A 17,393-nucleotide genomic window follows, 5' to 3' on the forward strand; every position below is an offset into this window, starting at 1 on the left:
GTCACGAAGCGGCGAAGCCAAGCACATCGTGCATGCCGTATTCGCCTGGACACTGTCCGGCCACCCAGAGTGCCGCCGCGATGGCGCCGCGAGCAAACATCGAGCGGTCGCCAGCCGAGTGCGAGAGCGTCAGCGCCTCGCCCTCGGCGAGGAAGCTGACGGAATGCTCGCCGATGATGCTGCCGCCGCGCAGCACGGCGAAGCCGATCTCGCCGGCAGGGCGTGTGCCGACAATCCCATTTCGAGCGCGCCGCGCCACTTCGTCCAGCCTGACGCCGCGTCCGCGCGCCGCCGCCTCGCCCAACATCAGCGCCGTTCCGGACGGCGCATCGACCTTGAAACGGTGGTGCGCTTCCAGGATATCGATGTCGCAATCGTCAGCCCCAAGCGCCCGCGCCGCCTGCTCCACCAGCCCGGTCAGCATGTTGAGACCCAGCGAGTAACTGCCGGAGCGCACGATCGCGATCGTCTTCGCCGCGTCGGCGATCGTCTCCAGCTCGGAACCATCTAAGCCGGTGGAGCCGATCACCAGCGCCGGACCGCCGCGCGCCGCGCATGCCTTTGCTAGTTCGACCGACGCCGCCGGCGTGGTAAAGTCGATGACGACGTCGGCAAGCGCCAGCGCCGCGTCGCGCGCGACCAGCCCCTCGCCCGTGCTGCCCGGTCGATGGAAGCGGGCGACAAGCTCCAGCCGCGGATCGACCTGCACCGCCTCCGTCATCTCCCGGCCCATGCGGCCGAGCGCGCCGGCGATGGCTATTTTCAATGGCTGTTGCGGCAAGGGACACCTCGCCCGTCGCTTCGCTCCTTGCTCCGTCCTTGGATGACGAAGCAACGGGCGTTTTCGGCTAATCTCCCGGGCATGCGACCTGCCGAGCTCGCGCCACAGACCATCACAGCGCCCTGAGCCAGACCTTGTTGTCGTGGAGGGCAGCACCGCCATAGGGCGCCGGGGCGTCGGCACCGGTCAGCACGTTGATGCCTTCGCCGCGCTCATGCGCACTGTTCGGCCAGATGCCTTCCGCAATCACCACGCCGCGCTTCACGCCGTCGAAGAACCTGGCATGCAGCACCACGTCGCCGCGCCGGTTGCCGATCTCAACGCGGCCGCCGTCCTCGATGCCAAGCGCCGCGGCATCTTCCGGGTGCAGCAAAAGCTCCGGCCTGCCTTCCTTGGCTTTCGACACCGGCGTCTCGGCAAAACTGGAATTGAGGAAGTTGCGCGCCGGCGAAGTTGCCAGCCGGAACGGATGCTCTTCGTCCGCGACCTCGATCAGCTCGACATGGTCGGGGAATTGGGGCAGACGCTCGACCGGTCCGAACAAGCCCATGCTCTTCGGCGGCCGGTTGGGCGCTGACTGCCCGGTCCAATTGGGCCGGAAGTGGAATTTCTTGTCGGCATGGCCGAAGCCGTTGATGAAATGCGCGTCGTCGAAATCGGGTTGCAGGTCGACCCACTTCTGTTCCTTCAGGCTGTCGAAGCTGCCTAGCCCGCGCTTGCCGAGGATGATGTCGATATGTTCTTTCTCGGTCAGGCCAAAGCCCGGCCGGTCGCCGACGCCCAGCCGTTTGCCGAGCTCCTCATTGAGGTAGTGGTTGGTGCGCGGCCCCTCCGGCGGCTCGATCAGCTTGGGGCCGAGCGTGATGTGCTGGTTGCCGCCACCCTTGTAGATGTCGTCATGTTCCAGAAACATCGTCGCCGGCAGCACGACGTCGGCGAGCTTGGCCGTATCGGTCATGAACTGCTCGTGCACGCAGGTGAACAGGTCCTCCCGCAGGAAACCTTTTCTGACCAGCCGCTGCTCGGGCGCGACATTGGCGGGATTGGTGTTCTGGATCAGCATCGCCGTCACCGGCGGACCGCCATAAAGCGCATCCTCGGCACCGGTCAGCACCGGGCCGATGCGCGAATGGTCGAGATAGCGCACCTTCGGGTCGCGCATCGCGGTGCCTTCGAGCACATCCTGATTCAGCTTGAAGATGCCGGAATTGGAGTGAAAGGCGCCGCCTCCCTCATATTGCCAGGCGCCGGTAACCGCCGCGATGCATGAGGCGGCATGCATATTGACCGAGCCGTTGCGCTGGCGCGCAAAACCGTAGCCGAGGCGGAAGTAGGTCTTCTTCGTTGTGCCGACCAGATGCGCGAAGGTCTCGATCTCGGTGACTGTCAGACCCGTGATTGCCGCCGCCCATTCGGGCGTGCGCGTCCTCAGATGTTCTTGCAGCCCGCGCGGATCGTCCGTGTATTTTTCCAGATAGGCGCGGTCGGCCATGCCGTCGCGAAACAAGACATGCATGACCGCGCAAGCCAGCGCGCCGTCGGTGCCGGGTTTTAACACCAGGCCGAGATCGGCCTGCTTCATGGTGGCGTTGTCGTAGATGTCGATGGCGACGATCTTGGCGCCGCGCTCTTTTCGCGCCCTCGTCGCATGGGTCATGACGTTGACCTGGGTAACAACGGCATTGGTGCCCCAGATCACCACGCAGTCGGACTTCGCCATCTCACGCGGATCGGGGCCGCGCAGAGCGCCCGCTCCCATCATCCAGCCGGTCCAGGCGAGATTGGTGCAGATCGAGCCGAAGAAGCCCGAATATCTCTTCGCGTGCCGCAGCCGCTCGATACCGTCGCGCTGCACCAATCCCATCGTACCGGCGTAAAAATAGGGCCAGACCGTCTCCGAGCCGTATTTCTCTTCGGCCGCGATGAACTTCTCGGCGACGAGGTCGAGCGCCGCTTCCCAACTGGCTTCCTTCCAGGCGCCCTCCCCCTTGCCGCCCGCGCGCACCAGCGGCTTCAGCAGCCGGTCGGGGTGATGGACGCGGTCCGCATATCGCGCGACCTTGGCGCAAACGACTCCTGCCGTGTAGCTGTTCGCTTTCGCGCCGTGGACGCGGCCGATGCGGTTATTGTCGAGCAGCTCCACCTCGAGCGCGCAGGTGGAAGGACAGTCATGCGGACAGGCCGAATGGCCGATCCCGAGCTTGGCGTGCTGGTTCATGCCAGGGTGTGTAGCGGGTTTTGCGGGAGAGGTGTAGGGCCAGATGGGGCTCCTCCTTCTCCCCTTGTGGGAGAAGGTGGCCGAGCGAAGCTCGGTCGGATGAGGGGTGTTGGAAGGATCGCTACGACAAAGAAATGGGCGATCGAAGCCGCCTGTTGTTCGGCGCGTCACTCCATCCAACACCCCTCATCCGTCTCGGCGCTTCGCGCCGATCCACCTTCTCCCACAAGGGGAGAAGGGGAACCGCCCTACTCCGCGATCCCCTCCTCATATTCCGCCGACATCGTCAGCCACTTGTCCTCGTTGAGGGCAAGTGTGTGGGCAAGCTGCGAGCGCTCCTTGGCCAGCCGCGTCGCGGTCGAGGGGTCCTTCTCGTAGATCGCCGGGTTGGCGAGCTCGTCCTCGATCAGGTCGATGCGCTTGCGGATGCGGTCCATCAGCGCCTCGGTGGCGCGGATCTCTTTGGCTAGAGGCTCGAGCGCCGAGCGCCGGGCGGCGGCCTCGCGGCGACGGTCGGCCTTGGATGCCTTGTCCGCCTCCTTCTGTTCCCGACGATTTGAGGAAACGCCGGTGACCAGCGTTTTGTAGTCCTCCAGGTCGCCGTCATAAGGATTGACCGCGCCGTCCTTGACCAGCCACAGCCGGTCCGCCGTCGCCTCCAGAAGATGCCGGTCGTGCGAGATGAGGATCACCGCGCCAGGGAAATCATTGAGCGCATGGATCAGCGATTCACGGCTGTCGATGTCGAGGTGGTTGGTGGGCTCGTCGAGGATGAACAGGTTCGGCCCCTCGAAGGCCGAGAGCCCCATCAGGAGACGCGCCTTCTCGCCACCGGACAGATCTCTCGCCGCGGTATTCATCTTCTCGGTCGAGAGCCCGAACTGCGCAACGCGGGCGCGCACCTTGGCTTCCGGCGCATCGGGCATCAGCCGGCGCACATGCTCATAGGCGCTTTCCTCGGGACGCAGATCGTCGAGCTGGTGCTGCGCGAAGATCGCCACCTTCAGGCCCGGCGCCACCGTCATCGTGCCGGTCTCGGCTTTGAGGCGGCCGGCGAGCATCTTGGCGAACGTCGATTTGCCGTTGCCGTTGGCGCCGAGCAGCGCGATGCGATCGTCGGCATCGATGCGCAGCGTCATCTTCTTCAGCACCGGATTGCCCTCGGTGTAGCCGACATTGACGCCGTTGAGCGCCACGATCGGCGAGGCCACCGTCTTCACCGGCTCGGGGAAGGAGAACGGCCGCACCGTGTCGTTCACCACCGCGGCGATCGGCTTCATCTTCTCCAGCGCCTTCAGCCGCGATTGCGCCTGCCTGGCCTTCGAGGCCTTGGCGCGAAAACGCTCGACGAAGGATTCCATATGCTTGCGCTGCGCTTCCTGCTTGACGCGGCTCTTTTCCTGCAGCTCGCGCTGCTCGGTGAGCTGGCGCTCGAACTGGTCGTAGCCGCCGCGCCAGAAGGTCAGCTTCTTCTGGTCGAGATGGACGATCGAATTGACCGCGCGGTTGAGCAGGTCGCGATCGTGCGAGATGAGCAAAACCGTGTGCGGATACTTTGCGACATAGTTCTCGAGCCAGAGCGTGCCTTCGAGGTCGAGATAGTTGGTCGGCTCGTCGAGCAACAGAAGATCGGGTTCGGAGAACAGCACGGCGGCCAAGGCCACGCGCATGCGCCAGCCGCCGGAGAAGGACGAAGCCGGGCGCTTCTGCGCCGCATCGTCGAAGCCGAGGCCGGCAAGGATGGTGGCGGCGCGGGATTCGGCCGAATGCGCATCGATGTCGGCGAGCCGTGTGTGGATTTCCGCGATGCGGTGCGGATCGGTCGCGGTCTTCTCCTCTTCCAGCAAGGCCTGGCGCTCGACATCGGCTTTCAGCACGATGTCGATCAGCGGCTCCTCGGTGCCCGGCGCTTCCTGTGCGACCTGGCCGATGCGGGTGTTTTTCGGCAGGCTGATCGAGCCGGTCTCGGAGGGGAAATCGCCGGTGATTGCCTTGAACAGTGTCGTCTTGCCGGTGCCATTGCGGCCGACGAGACCGGCCTTGGTGCCGGCCGGCAGGGTCAGCGAGGCATGATCGAGAAGCAGGCGCCCCGCCATGCGCAGCGAGAGGTCGTTGATGATAAGCATGGGCTGGCTTTTGCACCGGACGTCGGCGCTTCGCAAGAGCCAGGCCTGGAGGACGGCTCGCCGTGTTCCGGGCGCCGGTCCCGAGCCCAATCAGGGAACCAGTTGCCGGCCGAAGCGTTCTGAGCCCCGTGATCCGCTATTTCGCCCTCGCCTTCATCTTCTTCCAGGTCGCCACGACCGCCGCGCTGGCGACACAAGTGGTGCTGTTTGAGGGCGAGACGGCTGCAGTGCTCTCCTTAACCGGCCCGGCAAGCGCGGCGCCGACGCTGCCAGTCTCCGCCCAAGTGGAGGAGATGACCGGCAGGCCAGAGGCGGACGCGACGAAACACCTGCTGATCCAAATTTATCCTGGAAAACAATCCCAGACGTCGCCTACGCAATGACCGATAGGCCGGCGGCGCAGCTCCGCTCTGGGCTGCCGCGCGTCGAAGCTTTTGGCCCAGGCCTGATGCTTTCTGAAAATTGACTTCAGTTTTTGTCGTGACCCTGCGAATTTGGAATTGCGCTGTGAGTCGCGCGTAAGCGCCAAGAATGATCAAGAAGAACAACAACAATAACTTGGCTTGTTTAGGAACTCACGATGGACGGGGCGGCAAACGATCTGCGCATGCTAAGATATGTGGCGGAGATCACGCGCAGGCTGGCGAAGATGCTTTCAAGCACGCGCTATCAAATGCTTGTCTATTTGCTGGAAATGACCGCCGTCGAGGCGGACAGCCTCGCGGCCGACCAGGATCGAGGCACCGGGGCGCGCAAGCTGCCGCGCAATTGAAGGCGGCCCGAGCGGGTCCGGCTTTGATAGGGACTAACGCTGAATACCGCTCCTCCCGGATTCCGGAAAACCGCTGCGCGGTTGTCTCGGAACCGCCTTGACCATGCGCCTTTTCAGCCGCCGACGATGCCGTCCAGGACCGCGAGGCATCTCAGCCGTCGCGCAGCGACGACCGGCCGGTCGTCATGCTCGACGATGGCGCGCTCGAAATTGTCGAGCGCGTCGAGCGCGGTACGCAGATCGATGGCCGGCAGGTCCAATGAAAACAGGACGCGCCGCGCCTTGACCCCCTCGCCGGCATCGGCGCAAGACTGGATGGCCACCCTGCGACGCAACGCGTCGAGCGCGGCAAAGCGGTCGGCCGACGGCGTGGCGCCGTCCGTAACGGGCAGCATGACCTTCGGCTCAGGCCTTGGCTTTACGCTTGCCCCTGCCGGAATCCGCGGCCGGCTTCCGGCCCAGGCCGGAAGACTTGGCAAGCGCCGAGCGAGTGGCCGAATAACTGGGCGCCACCATGGGATAGTCCGCCGGCAGGCCCCATTTCGCGCGATATTCGTCCGGCGTCAGCCCATGGTCGGTCGACAGGTGCCGCTTCAGCGACTTGAACTTCTTGCCGTCCTCGAGGCAGACGATGTAGTCGGGGAATACCGAACGCTTCGGATTGACGGCCGGCGTCTGCGGCGCGCTTTCCTTCACCGGGGCGCCCCCCGCGAGCTTGCGCACGGAAGCGCTGACGCTGGCGATCAGATCAGGCAGGCCGGATGCCGGAAGCGGGTTGTTGCCCACATAGGCCGAAACAATGTCGGCGGTCAGCTCGATTGCAGTCTTGTCGTCGATATTGGACAATTTTTTCACCTTCTGCTGGCTCTCAAATGACCAGCTGTTTTTAAGACTTTAGTCTAGGTATCTTATTGGACCTGTCCCCCAACGGACGTCCAGAGTCAGTAAACGTGCGAGACTCAATACCGAAGGTATGTTTTCACCGCGGGCCGCGACCGCGCAAGTTAGGAATTCTAATACCTACAACAAACACTTTACAGCACCGAAGCTCTGCACGGGCGAGGAAATGACGCAACAGCACTTCAATTTCTACGAGTAATTCCTGCAAAAATTGGAATTCTGGACGGAAAGCCAATAATTGCGAGCAGCGCTGGCTCTCTGATCAATCGATCATGCCCGATTCGTTAGGGCAAGTCGCTTATTTCGCGGCAACGCCGCGCCGGAGATCGGTCGGGCCGTCGGCCAGAATCTCCAGCACGCGTTTCCAGCGGGCGCAGCGGCCGAAATCCTTCTGCTCGATGGCCTTCTCAGCCTTCATGGCGGCATAGAGCTGCGCCTCGGCGCCGAATTCCTTGACCAGCCAATGCGCCTCCTGTCTGGCCCGGCGTTCGTCGTCGTCAAGCCCGCTCCCTGGCATGTTTCCTGGTACGATGCCTGGCATGGTCTTCAGCCCTCCGGACGTTCGATGCCGACAGCAATGCAACTGCCGATGACAAGGACGGCGCCAGCCATGGCCGTCATCGACAGGCTTTCGCCCGACAGCGCCAGCAAAAGCGTGGAAGCGATCGGCGTGAGATACGCCACGACCGCGAGCCGCCCACCCTGATCGAGGCTGAGCGCGCGCGACCAGAAATAATAGCCGAGCCCCATCGGCCCGGCGCCGAGATAGAGTCCGAGCAGCAGGTCCAAGCCGCCCAGGGCGGCGACGCCGTCATGCAGGCACCATGCGAAGGTCAGCGCCACGCCGATCAGGGCCGAAGGCAGCAGAAGCCGATCCGGCGACACGGCAAGGCGGCCGACGGCAAGCGAGTAGAAGGCCATGCAAAGTGCCGAGCCGAAGGCGGCGCAATAACCGACGGGGCTACCTCCGAACCAGGGATGCGCGCCTCCGCCGGAGATCACCAGCGCGGCGCCGGTGAAGCCCAGCGCGGCGGTCAGTCCAAGCAGCAGCGGCCGTCGCGGGCGGCCGAGCACGATGACGGCGGCGGCGACCATCAGCGGCCAGGTGTAGGCAACGAGATTGGCCTCGATGACCGGCATCGAGGCGAAGGCGATGTATTGCAACGCCATGGTGCCGACCAGGCCGATGAAGCCGACGGCGCAGGCGCGCACGGTTCTCCCCTTATCCCCTTGGGGAACAAGGTGGATCGGCACGGAGCGCCGAGACGGATGAGAGATGTTGGAAGAAACTCCTGCGTCGGCGATCCGTCCGGCCCCCTTGATCACAAGGGGAGAAGGGAAGAACCTGATCAGCGCAAAGACCAGCGCGGCGCCTGAGAACTGCAGGAACTGCACCTCCGATACCGGGTGATTGGCAAGCAGCGTCTTGCCGACGAAAGCGTTAGTCGCCCAGAGCGCCACGGCGCCGAGGGCAAAGGCCAGCGCCACCGGGGGAGCAGCGCTGGAACGGTCGCTGCGCCTTTCGGCGGTGAGCGGGCCAAGGCTCAGCGATGCTGAAGGCGGCTGGCGACCGGCCGGATCGTCAGCCACTACCACGATTCCCTGGCTCCGCCGGAGACCGGATCGACAGCCGGCTTCGGCACGGGATGTTCTTCGGCGTGACGGCGATAGGCCGGCAGCTGGTTCGTCCAGACGTCCTCGGCCAGTTCGTTCACCCAGCCGCGGTCCTGGTCGTTGTCGGCGGCGAGGTAGAACATGCGGTTGTCGTCGACATAGGGCTTCGCCACCGAACGCTGGTTGAGCACCAGGGTGACCCGCGAGCCGAGCTGGATCGGCGCGGTGCGATGGAGCACGCCGAGGAACTGGCCGAGCGTGGCGTAATTCATCTTGTGGTCGATGCGCATGACCCTGTTGCGCGGCAGGTCGCTGCCGGATTCGAGGATGGCACGCCCCGTCTCGGAATCGTCGCAATAGATTTCAAGATGGCCGCCGATCAGAGGATCGCTGATCGAGAGCGGAATGAGTTCCGTCACCGGAACGCCATCGCAGTGCCAGTCGACGGCGCCGTCCTTGGGGTTCATGAAGGTGACGGTCGAGCCGACGATAGACAGCGGATAGGGTTCGAGCTTGGTGCCCATCATGTCGGACAGCCGTTCCAGCCGCAGCTTGTCGTTGAGCAGTTCCTTGATCTCGGGAATGTAGCGGTCCGCGCCGGTGATGAAGGTGAGGTCGAGATGCTTGTGCACGGCGTGGCTGGCCTTGAGCTTGAGCGCCGCCTCCTCGATCGCGGCGAGCAGTTGCGGGTCGTAGCCGTGAAGATACTGGGCGACGCCGAAGCTCGACACTTTCCACGCCGTATCATGACCGATGATGGCTTCACGGCTCATCGCATAGCGCAGTTCGGGGATTGTATGGGCGTTCATTCTACTTCTCCAAGGTGGGGGCAACACTTGGTAAACAGTCGATTGAGCACCCGCCCCTGTAAATTTAGGAATGCTGGTGCTACTTTAAGCATAGCTAAAGGTCGAACCCCGTGCGTCTGCTCAGCCAGGTCAACTTAAACTCGCTGAAAATCGTGGAGAGCGCCGCCAGGCACCGCAACTTCACGCGCGCGGGCGAAGAGCAGTTCATTACCGCCTCAGCCGTCAGCCAGCGGGTGAAGAGCCTGGAGGACCAGCTGCGCTTCAAGATCTTCCAGCGCGGCGGCAACGCGGTGTCGCTGACGCCGGAAGGCGAGACCTACGTGGCGCGCGTGCGCGAGGCGCTGGAGCGGATCGTGGCTGCCAGCATGGAGGCGACCGGCCAATCCCAGGCGCATGTGCTGAAGATCTGCGTCTTGCCGACCTTCGCGGCGCGCTGGCTGTTTCCGCGGCTTGCCACCTTCCAGCGGCAGTATCCGGATATCGAGATGCGGGTCTCGACTTCCTATGCCACGCATGAATTCGCGACCTCCGAATACGATCTCGAGATCCGCTATGGCGACGGCAATTTCCCCGGCCTCAACTCCGTGCTGCTGTTCAAGGAGGACCTGACGCCGGTGTGCAGCCGCAAGCTGTTCCGCGAGGTGCTGGGCGACAAGCCGCTGTCCAAGGTGACGCCGGAGGACCTCAGGCACTTCACCCTGCTCCACTCCGACACCTGCACCCAGAACTGGCAGTCGTGGCTGGCTTTTGCCGGCGCGAGTTTCGTGCTTGGCGAGACCAAGAGCATCTATTTCGATTCCTGCATGATGTCCTACGAGGCGGCCAATGCCGGCATGGGCTTTGCCGTTGCCAACCGCGCCTATATGGCAAGCGACATCCGAGCCGAGCGGCTGGTCGCCCCCTTCGCGGTCCACCATCCCAACACCGCCGGCTGGTATTTCGTCAGCCCCATCAAGGCGCTCGGCGCCCGCAAGGTGGAGCTGTTCAAGCAGTGGATCATGGCCGAAGCGGCGCTGACGCAGCGCCAGTTGGACCTGGAGATCGCCAACGTGCCGCTGGCGCGCGCCGCGATGGCGTGACGCGGCGGCGCAAGCGACGCAAACACACCCCTGAGATTCTCCGATCTTTGAAGGCCGACAAAGCGTTTGGACGGATACCTGTAGCCGGCTAGCGCGATCGCCCCATGACGCGGCGGAGAGACTCAGCTATCTTTGATCCTGCGGCGGGCCTGATTTTCCCGCTTGGCCGGCGCTTTCCAGCTTCCTCCCAAGCAGCGCCGGCCTTCTTCTGCGGCGCCGCCGCTTCGTCTCCCGACAACATCGTCCGCTCTCATTGCTTCGGCGGCGTGCCGGGCTGGTCGCCGCCGGTGGTCGATTGCGGCACCGGGTTCTTGTCGACCTGCGGGTTTTTGTCGACGGTGTCGCTTGGCGCCTTGGTGGGCTGTACGCTGTTGTCGCAGGCGGCGAGCCCGAGCCCTGCCGCGAGAGCCAGCAGCACAGGAAGTTTCTTCATGACGACCTCCTCTCGTTCGCCCCTTTCTTCGAAGCAAACGAGGCGGCGGCGGTTTGGTTGCGCCGTCCGGCGGGAACCAACGCGCCTGTCTCCGGTTGAACCTCGTTAACTCACGAGGAGATGTCATGATCCGTCTGCTGCTCGTCGGCCTGTTCGGCTACACGGCCTATCGCGTCACGATGAGGATCATCGAGGAGGCGTCCGGCGATCTCGCGCCGCCGGACGATCGGCGGTCGCTGCGGCGCCAGTCGGCGGCGATGGGCGTCGAGCCGAAAAGGTAGATCGGCCGTTCTCGCGCTTGTTGGGAAGATGGCCGGCCTATCCAGCACATGCCGGCGCGTACAGCGTCCCCTCTGCCCTGCCGGGCATCGCCCCCCACTTGGCCGCCTTTGGGCGAGATTAGCTGTATTGCGAACAAAGCGGAAACGATGCTTGATGGGCGATGAACATCGCCGCCCGTGATTCGTCCTTCGAAACTCCTGCCTATCTTGCCCGGCTGAACGACGAGCAGCGGCTGGCGGTGGTGCATGGCGACGGCAAGGTGGCCGCGCCGCTGCTGGTGATCGCCGGGGCCGGCTCCGGCAAGACCAGCACGCTGGCGCATCGCGTGGCGCACCTCATCGTCAAGGGCGCCGATCCGCGCCGCATCCTTTTGATGACCTTTTCGCGCCGCGCCGCGGCTGAAATGGCGAAGCGCGTCGAGCGCATCGCCGGCGAGGTGCTGGGCCGCGATGCCGCGATCATCGCCGATGCGCTATCCTGGGCCGGTACTTTCCACGGTATCGGCGCCAGACTCTTGCGCGACTATGCCGAGCAGATCGGCCTCGATCCGGCTTTCACCATCCACGATCGCGAGGATTCGGCCGACCTGATGAACCTTGCCCGGCACGAGCTCGGTTTTTCCAAGACCGAAAGCCGTTTTCCGACCAAAGCCACCTGCCTGCAGATCTATTCGCGGGCGGTGAACGCCCAGGCGCCGCTCGGCGAGGTGCTGGGCTCGGCCTTTCCCTGGTGCTCAGGATGGGCGGAACAGCTGAAGGAGCTGTTCGCGGCATATGTCGAGGCCAAGCAGGCGCAGAACGTGCTCGATTACGACGACCTTTTGCTCTACTGGGCGCAGATGGCGGCCGAGCCGGAGATCGCCGCTCACCTTGGCTCCCGCTTCGACCACGTGCTGGTCGACGAATACCAGGACACCAACCGGCTGCAGGCCTCTATTCTGTTGGCGCTGAAGCCGGACGGCGCGGGCTTGACCGTGGTGGGCGATGACGCACAGTCGATATATTCCTTCCGGGCCGCGGAAGTGCGCAACATTCTCGATTTCCCAAAACAGTTCGCGCAAGGCACCGAGATCGTCATGCTGGAGCGCAATTACCGCTCGACCGAGCCGATCCTAGCCGCCGCCAACAAAGTAATCGGCGAGGCAAGCGAGCGTTTCACCAAGAATCTCTGGACCGAACGCCGGTCGTCGCACAGGCCGCAACTGGTAAGCGTGCGCGACGAGGCTGAGCAGGCCAATTATGTCTGCCAGGCGATCCTTGCCGAGCGCGAGGCCGGCACGGCGCTCAAGGCGCAAGCCGTGCTGTTCCGCGCCTCGCATCACAGCGGGCCGCTGGAGGTGGAGCTCACGCGGCGCAACATCCCCTTCGTCAAATTCGGCGGGCTGAAATTCCTCGATGCCGCGCATGTGAAAGACATGCTGGCGATGCTGCGCTTTGCCGAGAACCCGCGCGACAGGATCGCCGGCTTCCGGGTGCTGCAGTTGATGCCCGGCATCGGGCCTTCGGCCGCCTCACAGATCGTCGAGGCGATGGCGACGTCGCTCGACGAGACGCTCGGCCTTGCACGCTTCCGGCCGCCGCAGCGCGCGGCCGAAGACTGGCCGGTCTTCCTCGACATCTACAGCGGGCTGCGCGCCGGCGCCAAATGGCCGGCCGACCTCGAGCGGGTCAGGCTCTGGTACGAGCCGCATCTGGAGCGCATCCACGAGGACGCGATCACGCGCCGGGCCGACCTGTTGCAGCTCGAGCAGATCGCGTCGGGCTATCCCTCGCGCGAGCGTTTCCTGACCGAGCTGACGCTCGACCCGCCCGACGCCACCAGCGACCAGGCCGGCCCGCCGCATCGCGACGAGGATTACCTGATCCTGTCCACGATCCATTCGGCCAAGGGCCAGGAGTGGAAGAACGTCTTCGTGCTCAACACGGTCGACGGCTGCATCCCGGCCGATCTCGGCGTCGGTACCAAGGAGGATATCGAGGAGGAGCGGCGGCTGCTCTATGTGGCGATGACGCGCGCCAAGGACAGCCTGCACCTGGTGGTGCCGCAGCGCTTTTATCCGCACAATCAGCCGGCCCGCGGCGACCGTCACGTCTATGCCTCGCGCACCCGCTTTATCCCGGCCTCGATGCTTTCGGCTTTCGAACAGTCATCCTGGGCGAGCGCGGCGATCACGGACGACCCGCGCCAAAAGCCGGGCGTCAAGGTCGATCTCGGCGCGCGCATGCGCGGCATGTGGAAATAGACGCCTACCCAAAGGCGGGACGACACTCCTACTCAGCCCCACCGCTGGTGAGGGCGCTCCGTTCCCTGCTGCGCGGGTTCGTTCAGTGGAACGTGCCGGCGGCCTCGCCGGATAGCCTGCTGCGCGGGCTTTCGAAGCTCACCTGGTCGCGTCCGTTCGACTTCGCCTTGTAAAGATGCCTGTCCGCGACCCGAAACATGTGGTGATAGGTGGTGGGCCCGCTGAACGCGACGCCGCCGATGCTGACCGAAAGCGGGCACGGCTGCCCGCCCGGCGCGAACTCGGCCTCGCGGATACGCAGTCTGATCGACTCGGCGACCAGGAAGGAGCGCGTCGCGTCGGCGCCCGGAAGGAAGACCGCGAATTCCTCGCCGCCGATGCGTCCGACGATGTCGGCGCCGTGGAGCTGGCTCCGGATCGTGCTCGCGATCAGCTTCAGCGCCTGGTCGCCGCAATCGTGGCCGAGCCGGTCGTTGATCGACTTGAAATGGTCGGCATCGACGATCAGCAGCGCGCCGGCTTCGGCGACCGCATGGCTGCGAGCCTTGTCGAGATAGGCCTCGACCAGCATCGAGAAAGCGCCGCGGTTGAAGACCGCCGTCAGGCTGTCGGTCGCGGCAATGATGCTGAGCTCCTTCTGGGCGATGGCCAGCTGGCGCATCTTCCACATCAGGAAGAACAGGAAGGAGCCGCCAAGGATGAGCGGCAGGAACAGGTCGGTGAGCTTGGCCCAGAGCAGCGCTTCGGGTGACAGCGAGGGAAAGTTGAAGGAATCGACGAAGAAGGCCGCGGCAATGAAGAATGCCGTGCCGGCAACGGTGACCAGCGCGACCCTGCCCCAACTGGTGGGGGACAAATCGATGCGCATGGCATTGCTCCCACTACAACTGGCCTATTGTGGAGCGCGAGCGCAAACGAAGTCCTAATATACTGGCTTCAATGGGAATGTGGTTAACCAGGCGTCGAGCACGCCGCACCGCGATACCAGCTGAAAGAAGGCCCGCCGACGCAGCGGCGGGCTTTGCAATTGGCCAGAGGCGCTCGTTGCGCGCCGTCAACGACGCGAAATCATCAGGCAGAGCGCCCTCAGATCACGATCATAGGTGCCTTCGCTGCTGAGCACATCGACGCAGCGCTTCTTCATCCGCGACAACTGGCTGCTCGACATTTGAGCGACGGCGGAAGACAGGTTCGTCGTTCCCGGCGTCGCGCCGACGGTTCCAGGAACGGCGGCGCCAGCGCCGAGGGCGACGCCAGCGCCGTTCGCGCCGCCCGTCGTCACGTTGAGCGCGCTATTGGTGCCGTTGCCCAAAGTCGCATCGGCTCCAGCCCCGTTTGTCCCGCCGATCGATGCCGTGGCCGTGGAACTGCTGCCGCCGATGGTGGCGGTTCCGCTGCCGCCGCTTGCGCCGCCGATCGAAACCCTGGCGCTGCTGTTGCTGCCGCCGAAGGATGCATTGCCGTCAGCCCCATTTGGGCCGCCCGCATTGGCGTCGGCGCTGTTGCCGCCTACGGATACGCCGCCGAGGCCGCCGACCCCGACGCTCTGGGCGTTCGCCGGCATGGCAAGAGCAACGACGATTGCACCACTCGCCAATGTGCTGGCGAACCTTTTTACGATACTGGCCATGACACTCTCCCTGTGGTTGTGTATTTCCGCCTTGCATCATTTGTTGCGCTTTTCTAGAGGTAGTTTTTGAGACAGAAATAGGCCGAGAGTGCCCTTTCGGTTTCTTTAGCTATTTCGCATATGACGAATTATAGTTTTCAAAAACGATGCTTCTGCTTTAAAAATATAGACGAAATTGTCGTGTTTTTTGTTTTCCGGAATTGGCCAACCGGAATCCCTGCAAGCTTCAGGCGTAGGCGCGGCCTTCTTCGGAGCGCTGGAACTGCATCAGGTCAAGCGACACCGAGGGTCTGCCGAGGACGGTAAGGCACATATGCGCCTGGCCGCGATGGTGGGTCTGGTGATTGAAGAGATGGCTGAGCGCCGGCGCCAGCCGCTGCGAAACGGTGCGCATGTCGGTGGTCATATAGGAAAATCGCCCGGTGAGCGCCTTATCGGTCATGCCGCCCATCCAGTCGACGATCCTCCTGTCCTCGGCCTCGCGTGCCAGGCGCAAGCCCGGGAAGGCGCGATAGAGGATCGTCGCAAGGTTTGAGGGCGCGTCCCCCTCGCCCGTAAAGCGCTTCATCCAGACGCGGTCGGTGACGAGCAGGTGATTGAGCGTGCCCAGCGTCGAGCCGAAGAAGGCGCCGACATCGCGGCCGAGTTCCTCTTCGCTGAGATCGGCGGCGGCATCATAGATGCGCGTGTTGGCCCATTGATTGTAGGCCGCAAACATCATGAAATGCTGTTTCATTCTTCCACCCGGCTCGCAACGAATCCCGGCTCTTCGTAACCCGCAGGAACCGTAATGACCATTCTGTTCTATGATCTCGTCGGCCACGACGCAAAACGCCCCTTCAGTCCGCATTGCTGGAAGACGAAGATGGCGCTGGCCCACAAAGGGCTCGATGCCACCAAGGTGCCGACGCGCTTTCTGGAAGTCCCCAAGGTGGAAGGCGGCGCGTCGAAGACGGTGCCGGTGATCCGCGATGGCGAGCGCGTGGTGGCCGATTCCTTCGCCATCGCCCTTTATCTCGACGAAGCCTACCCCGAGCGGCCGACGTTGTTCGGCGGCGAAGGCGGCAAGGCGACGGCGCGCTTCATCGAACGCTGGTCGCAGCTCACCATCCATCCTTACCTCATGACGGTGCTGCTCACCGATCTGCACAGCATGCAGGACGAGGCGAACCGCGCCTATTTCCGCGAGAGCCGCGAGCAGCGGCTCGGCAAGCGGCTCGAAGAGGTGGTGGCCGGCCGCGACGAGGGGCTTGCCGGCTTTCGTGCCTCGCTCGAGCCGCTGCGCTCGATGCTCAGCTATCAGCCTTTCATCGGCGGGACATCGCCGCTGTTTGCCGACTACATCGTGTTCGGGGCGCTGCAATGGGCGCGCGTCGCCTCGCCCTACCAGCTGCTCGAGACGGGCGACGGCGTTGCCGAATGGTTCGAACGCTGCCTCGACCTGCATGGCGGAATCGGCCGGCAGGTCGCCGCGGCGGCGTAAGCGCTAATCTTCCTCTTGTGGGAAGATGTCGCCGAAGGTGACAGAGTGGGCGCCTCAACAGCTGCGGCGCCTACTTGCGAAAGAAGAAGTCGGCGTTTCACGCGCGGCGCCCCGCTCTGTGCTGCCGGCCATCTCCCCCTCAAGGCGGGAATTTTCCGGCTTCATCCTTTTCGACCAGCCTGACGCAGATCGGATCGCCCTCTCCCATGCGGGCGCATTGCCATTCCGGGCCGAAGCCGAAATTCTGCTGTCCGGTTTGTGGAAAGAACAGCAGGACGAAGACGATCACGGCAAGGACCACGGCCATCAAGAAAATGCCGGCGATATCGTCGCGTTTGAGGTAGAGCCGGTTCATCGCCTCCTGCTCCGCTGCCGCGGCGCTCCGGACTGCACGCGAAGCGCGCTCTCAGCCGTCCAATTATCCCGCAAACAGCCGGCCTTGACCAGAAGCCGCCTCCCCTTGGCAAGCCGCCAAGCGGCTTGTATAGAGCCCGCCACTCCAATTTCCATTCCCAGAACAAGGACGACCCAATGGCGATCGAACGCACCTTCTCCATGATCAAGCCGGATGCCACCAAGCGCAATCTGACCGGCGCCATCACCAAGATGCTGGAAGACGCGGGCCTCAGCGTCGTCGCGTCGCGTCGCGTATGGATGAGCCGCCGCGAGGCCGAAGGCTTCTACGCCGTCCACAAGGATCGTCCTTTCTTCGGCGAGCTGGTCGAATTCATGTCGTCGGGCCCGACCGTCGTGCAGGTGCTGGAGGGCGAGAACGCCATCGCCAAGAACCGCGAAGTGATGGGCGCCACCAACCCGGCCAATGCGGCCGAGGGCACCATCCGCAAGGTGCATGCGCTGTCGATCGGCGAAAATTCGGTGCACGGCTCGGACGCGCCGGAGACCGCCGCGCAGGAGATCAGGTACTGGTTCTCCGACACCGAGATCGTCGGCTGAGACGCTTCGGTCCCGGCAAGGCGGCTCTCGGGCCGCCTTTTTGTTGGAGCGGGCCGGCCGTGCAGGCTTT

20 protein-coding genes are annotated in these 17,393 nt (G+C 64.0%); 7 read left to right on the forward strand and 13 right to left on the reverse strand.

Annotated features, from left to right (window positions below; translation table 11 throughout):
- Window position 1: 1 nt before the first annotated feature.
- From dapB to P9217_RS02860, 3 genes are all read right to left on the reverse strand, one after another.
- Window positions 2-781 (reverse strand): 4-hydroxy-tetrahydrodipicolinate reductase, encoded by a 780-nt coding sequence (dapB, locus tag P9217_RS02850; protein ID WP_067330434.1) that lies wholly within the window; start codon window positions 779-781, stop codon window positions 2-4.
- A 112-nt stretch (window positions 782-893) separates the two neighbouring features.
- Window positions 894-2,999 carry a molybdopterin oxidoreductase family protein gene (locus P9217_RS02855; protein WP_095826470.1) on the reverse strand — a complete coding sequence of 702 codons (2,106 nt, stop codon included), beginning with the start codon at window positions 2,997-2,999 and terminating at the stop codon, window positions 894-896.
- A gap of 248 nt (window positions 3,000-3,247) precedes the next feature.
- Entirely contained in the window at window positions 3,248-5,125 is a 1,878-nt protein-coding gene (locus P9217_RS02860; protein ID WP_278086689.1) for an ABC-F family ATP-binding cassette domain-containing protein, read from the reverse strand.
- 128 nt (window positions 5,126-5,253) lie between these two features.
- Here P9217_RS02860 and P9217_RS02865 point away from each other — a divergent pair, with 128 nt between their 5' ends.
- Both P9217_RS02865 and P9217_RS02870 read left to right on the forward strand, forming a co-directional pair.
- On the forward strand, window positions 5,254-5,508 hold the full coding sequence (locus P9217_RS02865) for a hypothetical protein (RefSeq protein ID WP_127239797.1): 255 nt from the start codon (window positions 5,254-5,256) through the stop codon (window positions 5,506-5,508).
- A gap of 197 nt (window positions 5,509-5,705) precedes the next feature.
- Window positions 5,706-5,897 (forward strand): hypothetical protein, encoded by a 192-nt coding sequence (locus P9217_RS02870; RefSeq protein ID WP_067330421.1) that lies wholly within the window; start codon window positions 5,706-5,708, stop codon window positions 5,895-5,897.
- A gap of 113 nt (window positions 5,898-6,010) precedes the next feature.
- Here P9217_RS02870 and P9217_RS02875 read toward each other — a convergent pair whose 3' ends face one another.
- The 5 genes from P9217_RS02875 to P9217_RS02895 all read right to left on the reverse strand — a co-directional run bounded on the left by P9217_RS02875 (window position 6,011) and on the right by P9217_RS02895 (window position 9,220).
- Window positions 6,011-6,292 (reverse strand): hypothetical protein, encoded by a 282-nt coding sequence (locus P9217_RS02875; protein WP_127239799.1) that lies wholly within the window; start codon window positions 6,290-6,292, stop codon window positions 6,011-6,013.
- Window positions 6,293-6,302: 10 nt separating this feature from the next.
- Window positions 6,303-6,743 carry a MucR family transcriptional regulator gene (locus P9217_RS02880; protein WP_066995912.1) on the reverse strand — a complete coding sequence of 147 codons (441 nt, stop codon included), beginning with the start codon at window positions 6,741-6,743 and terminating at the stop codon, window positions 6,303-6,305.
- Window positions 6,744-7,095: 352 nt separating this feature from the next.
- Window positions 7,096-7,338: a hypothetical protein gene (locus P9217_RS02885; RefSeq protein WP_245307741.1), complete on the reverse strand. Its 243-nt coding sequence runs from the start codon at window positions 7,336-7,338 to the stop codon at window positions 7,096-7,098.
- A 5-nt stretch (window positions 7,339-7,343) separates the two neighbouring features.
- A complete protein-coding gene (locus P9217_RS02890) occupies window positions 7,344-8,387 on the reverse strand; it encodes a DMT family transporter (RefSeq protein ID WP_278086688.1) in 1,044 nt (347 codons plus the stop codon).
- Window positions 8,387-9,220, reverse strand: coding sequence for a hypothetical protein (locus P9217_RS02895; protein ID WP_066995820.1), 834 nt, complete (start codon window positions 9,218-9,220; stop codon window positions 8,387-8,389). The genes P9217_RS02890 and P9217_RS02895 overlap by 1 nt, the downstream gene beginning before the upstream one ends.
- Before the next feature lie 110 nt (window positions 9,221-9,330).
- Here P9217_RS02895 and P9217_RS02900 point away from each other — a divergent pair, with 110 nt between their 5' ends.
- Complete coding sequence (locus P9217_RS02900; RefSeq protein WP_127216510.1) at window positions 9,331-10,299, forward strand: LysR substrate-binding domain-containing protein; 969 nt, start codon at window positions 9,331-9,333, stop codon at window positions 10,297-10,299.
- 250 nt (window positions 10,300-10,549) lie between these two features.
- Here the strand turns inward: P9217_RS02900 and P9217_RS02905 are convergent, their stop codons facing one another.
- A complete protein-coding gene (locus tag P9217_RS02905; protein WP_067330410.1) occupies window positions 10,550-10,732 on the reverse strand; it encodes a hypothetical protein in 183 nt (60 codons plus the stop codon).
- A 125-nt stretch (window positions 10,733-10,857) separates the two neighbouring features.
- Here P9217_RS02905 and P9217_RS02910 point away from each other — a divergent pair, with 125 nt between their 5' ends.
- Both P9217_RS02910 and P9217_RS02915 read left to right on the forward strand, forming a co-directional pair.
- Window positions 10,858-11,013: a hypothetical protein gene (locus tag P9217_RS02910; RefSeq protein ID WP_082954124.1), complete on the forward strand. Its 156-nt coding sequence runs from the start codon at window positions 10,858-10,860 to the stop codon at window positions 11,011-11,013.
- 161 nt (window positions 11,014-11,174) lie between these two features.
- Window positions 11,175-13,256 (forward strand): ATP-dependent helicase, encoded by a 2,082-nt coding sequence (locus tag P9217_RS02915; protein WP_127216509.1) that lies wholly within the window; start codon window positions 11,175-11,177, stop codon window positions 13,254-13,256.
- Window positions 13,257-13,338: 82 nt separating this feature from the next.
- On the opposite strand, the gene P9217_RS02920 is transcribed toward P9217_RS02915, so the two are convergent.
- From P9217_RS02920 to P9217_RS02930, 3 genes are all read right to left on the reverse strand, one after another.
- Window positions 13,339-14,124, reverse strand: a complete 786-nt coding sequence (locus P9217_RS02920) for a GGDEF domain-containing protein (RefSeq protein WP_095800041.1) — start codon at window positions 14,122-14,124, stop codon at window positions 13,339-13,341.
- 186 nt (window positions 14,125-14,310) lie between these two features.
- Complete coding sequence (locus tag P9217_RS02925) at window positions 14,311-14,886, reverse strand: hypothetical protein (RefSeq protein WP_278086687.1); 576 nt, start codon at window positions 14,884-14,886, stop codon at window positions 14,311-14,313.
- A gap of 226 nt (window positions 14,887-15,112) precedes the next feature.
- A complete protein-coding gene (locus P9217_RS02930) occupies window positions 15,113-15,622 on the reverse strand; it encodes a DinB family protein (RefSeq protein ID WP_067330402.1) in 510 nt (169 codons plus the stop codon).
- Between the two features lie 54 nt (window positions 15,623-15,676).
- Here P9217_RS02930 and P9217_RS02935 point away from each other — a divergent pair, with 54 nt between their 5' ends.
- Window positions 15,677-16,369 carry a glutathione S-transferase family protein gene (locus P9217_RS02935; protein ID WP_095800044.1) on the forward strand — a complete coding sequence of 231 codons (693 nt, stop codon included), beginning with the start codon at window positions 15,677-15,679 and terminating at the stop codon, window positions 16,367-16,369.
- A 139-nt stretch (window positions 16,370-16,508) separates the two neighbouring features.
- Here P9217_RS02935 and P9217_RS02940 read toward each other — a convergent pair whose 3' ends face one another.
- On the reverse strand, window positions 16,509-16,724 hold the full coding sequence (locus tag P9217_RS02940) for a hypothetical protein (RefSeq protein ID WP_067330396.1): 216 nt from the start codon (window positions 16,722-16,724) through the stop codon (window positions 16,509-16,511).
- 176 nt (window positions 16,725-16,900) lie between these two features.
- On the opposite strand from P9217_RS02940, the gene ndk reads away from it, so the two are divergent.
- On the forward strand, window positions 16,901-17,323 hold the full coding sequence (gene ndk, locus P9217_RS02945) for a nucleoside-diphosphate kinase (protein ID WP_095823617.1): 423 nt from the start codon (window positions 16,901-16,903) through the stop codon (window positions 17,321-17,323).
- The last annotated feature ends 70 nt before the right edge of the window (window positions 17,324-17,393 follow it).

Origin of the sequence: Mesorhizobium sp. WSM4989, assembly GCF_029625795.1 — a bacterium.
GTDB lineage: Bacteria > Pseudomonadota > Alphaproteobacteria > Rhizobiales > Rhizobiaceae > Mesorhizobium.

What these genes read in the sequence shown, in the direction of transcription:
- P9217_RS02885 (WP_245307741.1), bottom strand. Translation starts at nt 7,338, where the DNA reads ATGCCAGGCATCGTACCAGGAAACATGCCAGGGAGCGGGCTTGACGAC.
- P9217_RS02855 (WP_095826470.1), bottom strand. Translation starts at nt 2,999, where the DNA reads ATGAACCAGCACGCCAAGCTCGGGATCGGCCATTCGGCCTGTCCGCAT.
- P9217_RS02870 (WP_067330421.1), top strand. Translation starts at nt 5,706, where the DNA reads ATGGACGGGGCGGCAAACGATCTGCGCATGCTAAGATATGTGGCGGAG.
- P9217_RS02910 (WP_082954124.1), top strand. Translation starts at nt 10,858, where the DNA reads ATGATCCGTCTGCTGCTCGTCGGCCTGTTCGGCTACACGGCCTATCGC.
- P9217_RS02875 (WP_127239799.1), bottom strand. Translation starts at nt 6,292, where the DNA reads ATGCTGCCCGTTACGGACGGCGCCACGCCGTCGGCCGACCGCTTTGCC.
- ndk (WP_095823617.1), top strand. Translation starts at nt 16,901, where the DNA reads ATGGCGATCGAACGCACCTTCTCCATGATCAAGCCGGATGCCACCAAG.
- P9217_RS02935 (WP_095800044.1), top strand. Translation starts at nt 15,677, where the DNA reads ATGACCATTCTGTTCTATGATCTCGTCGGCCACGACGCAAAACGCCCC.
- P9217_RS02905 (WP_067330410.1), bottom strand. Translation starts at nt 10,732, where the DNA reads ATGAAGAAACTTCCTGTGCTGCTGGCTCTCGCGGCAGGGCTCGGGCTC.
- P9217_RS02920 (WP_095800041.1), bottom strand. Translation starts at nt 14,124, where the DNA reads ATGCGCATCGATTTGTCCCCCACCAGTTGGGGCAGGGTCGCGCTGGTC.
- P9217_RS02915 (WP_127216509.1), top strand. Translation starts at nt 11,175, where the DNA reads ATGAACATCGCCGCCCGTGATTCGTCCTTCGAAACTCCTGCCTATCTT.
- P9217_RS02895 (WP_066995820.1), bottom strand. Translation starts at nt 9,220, where the DNA reads ATGAACGCCCATACAATCCCCGAACTGCGCTATGCGATGAGCCGTGAA.
- P9217_RS02925 (WP_278086687.1), bottom strand. Translation starts at nt 14,886, where the DNA reads ATGGCCAGTATCGTAAAAAGGTTCGCCAGCACATTGGCGAGTGGTGCA.
- P9217_RS02860 (WP_278086689.1), bottom strand. Translation starts at nt 5,125, where the DNA reads ATGCTTATCATCAACGACCTCTCGCTGCGCATGGCGGGGCGCCTGCTT.
- P9217_RS02940 (WP_067330396.1), bottom strand. Translation starts at nt 16,724, where the DNA reads ATGAACCGGCTCTACCTCAAACGCGACGATATCGCCGGCATTTTCTTG.
- P9217_RS02930 (WP_067330402.1), bottom strand. Translation starts at nt 15,622, where the DNA reads ATGAAACAGCATTTCATGATGTTTGCGGCCTACAATCAATGGGCCAAC.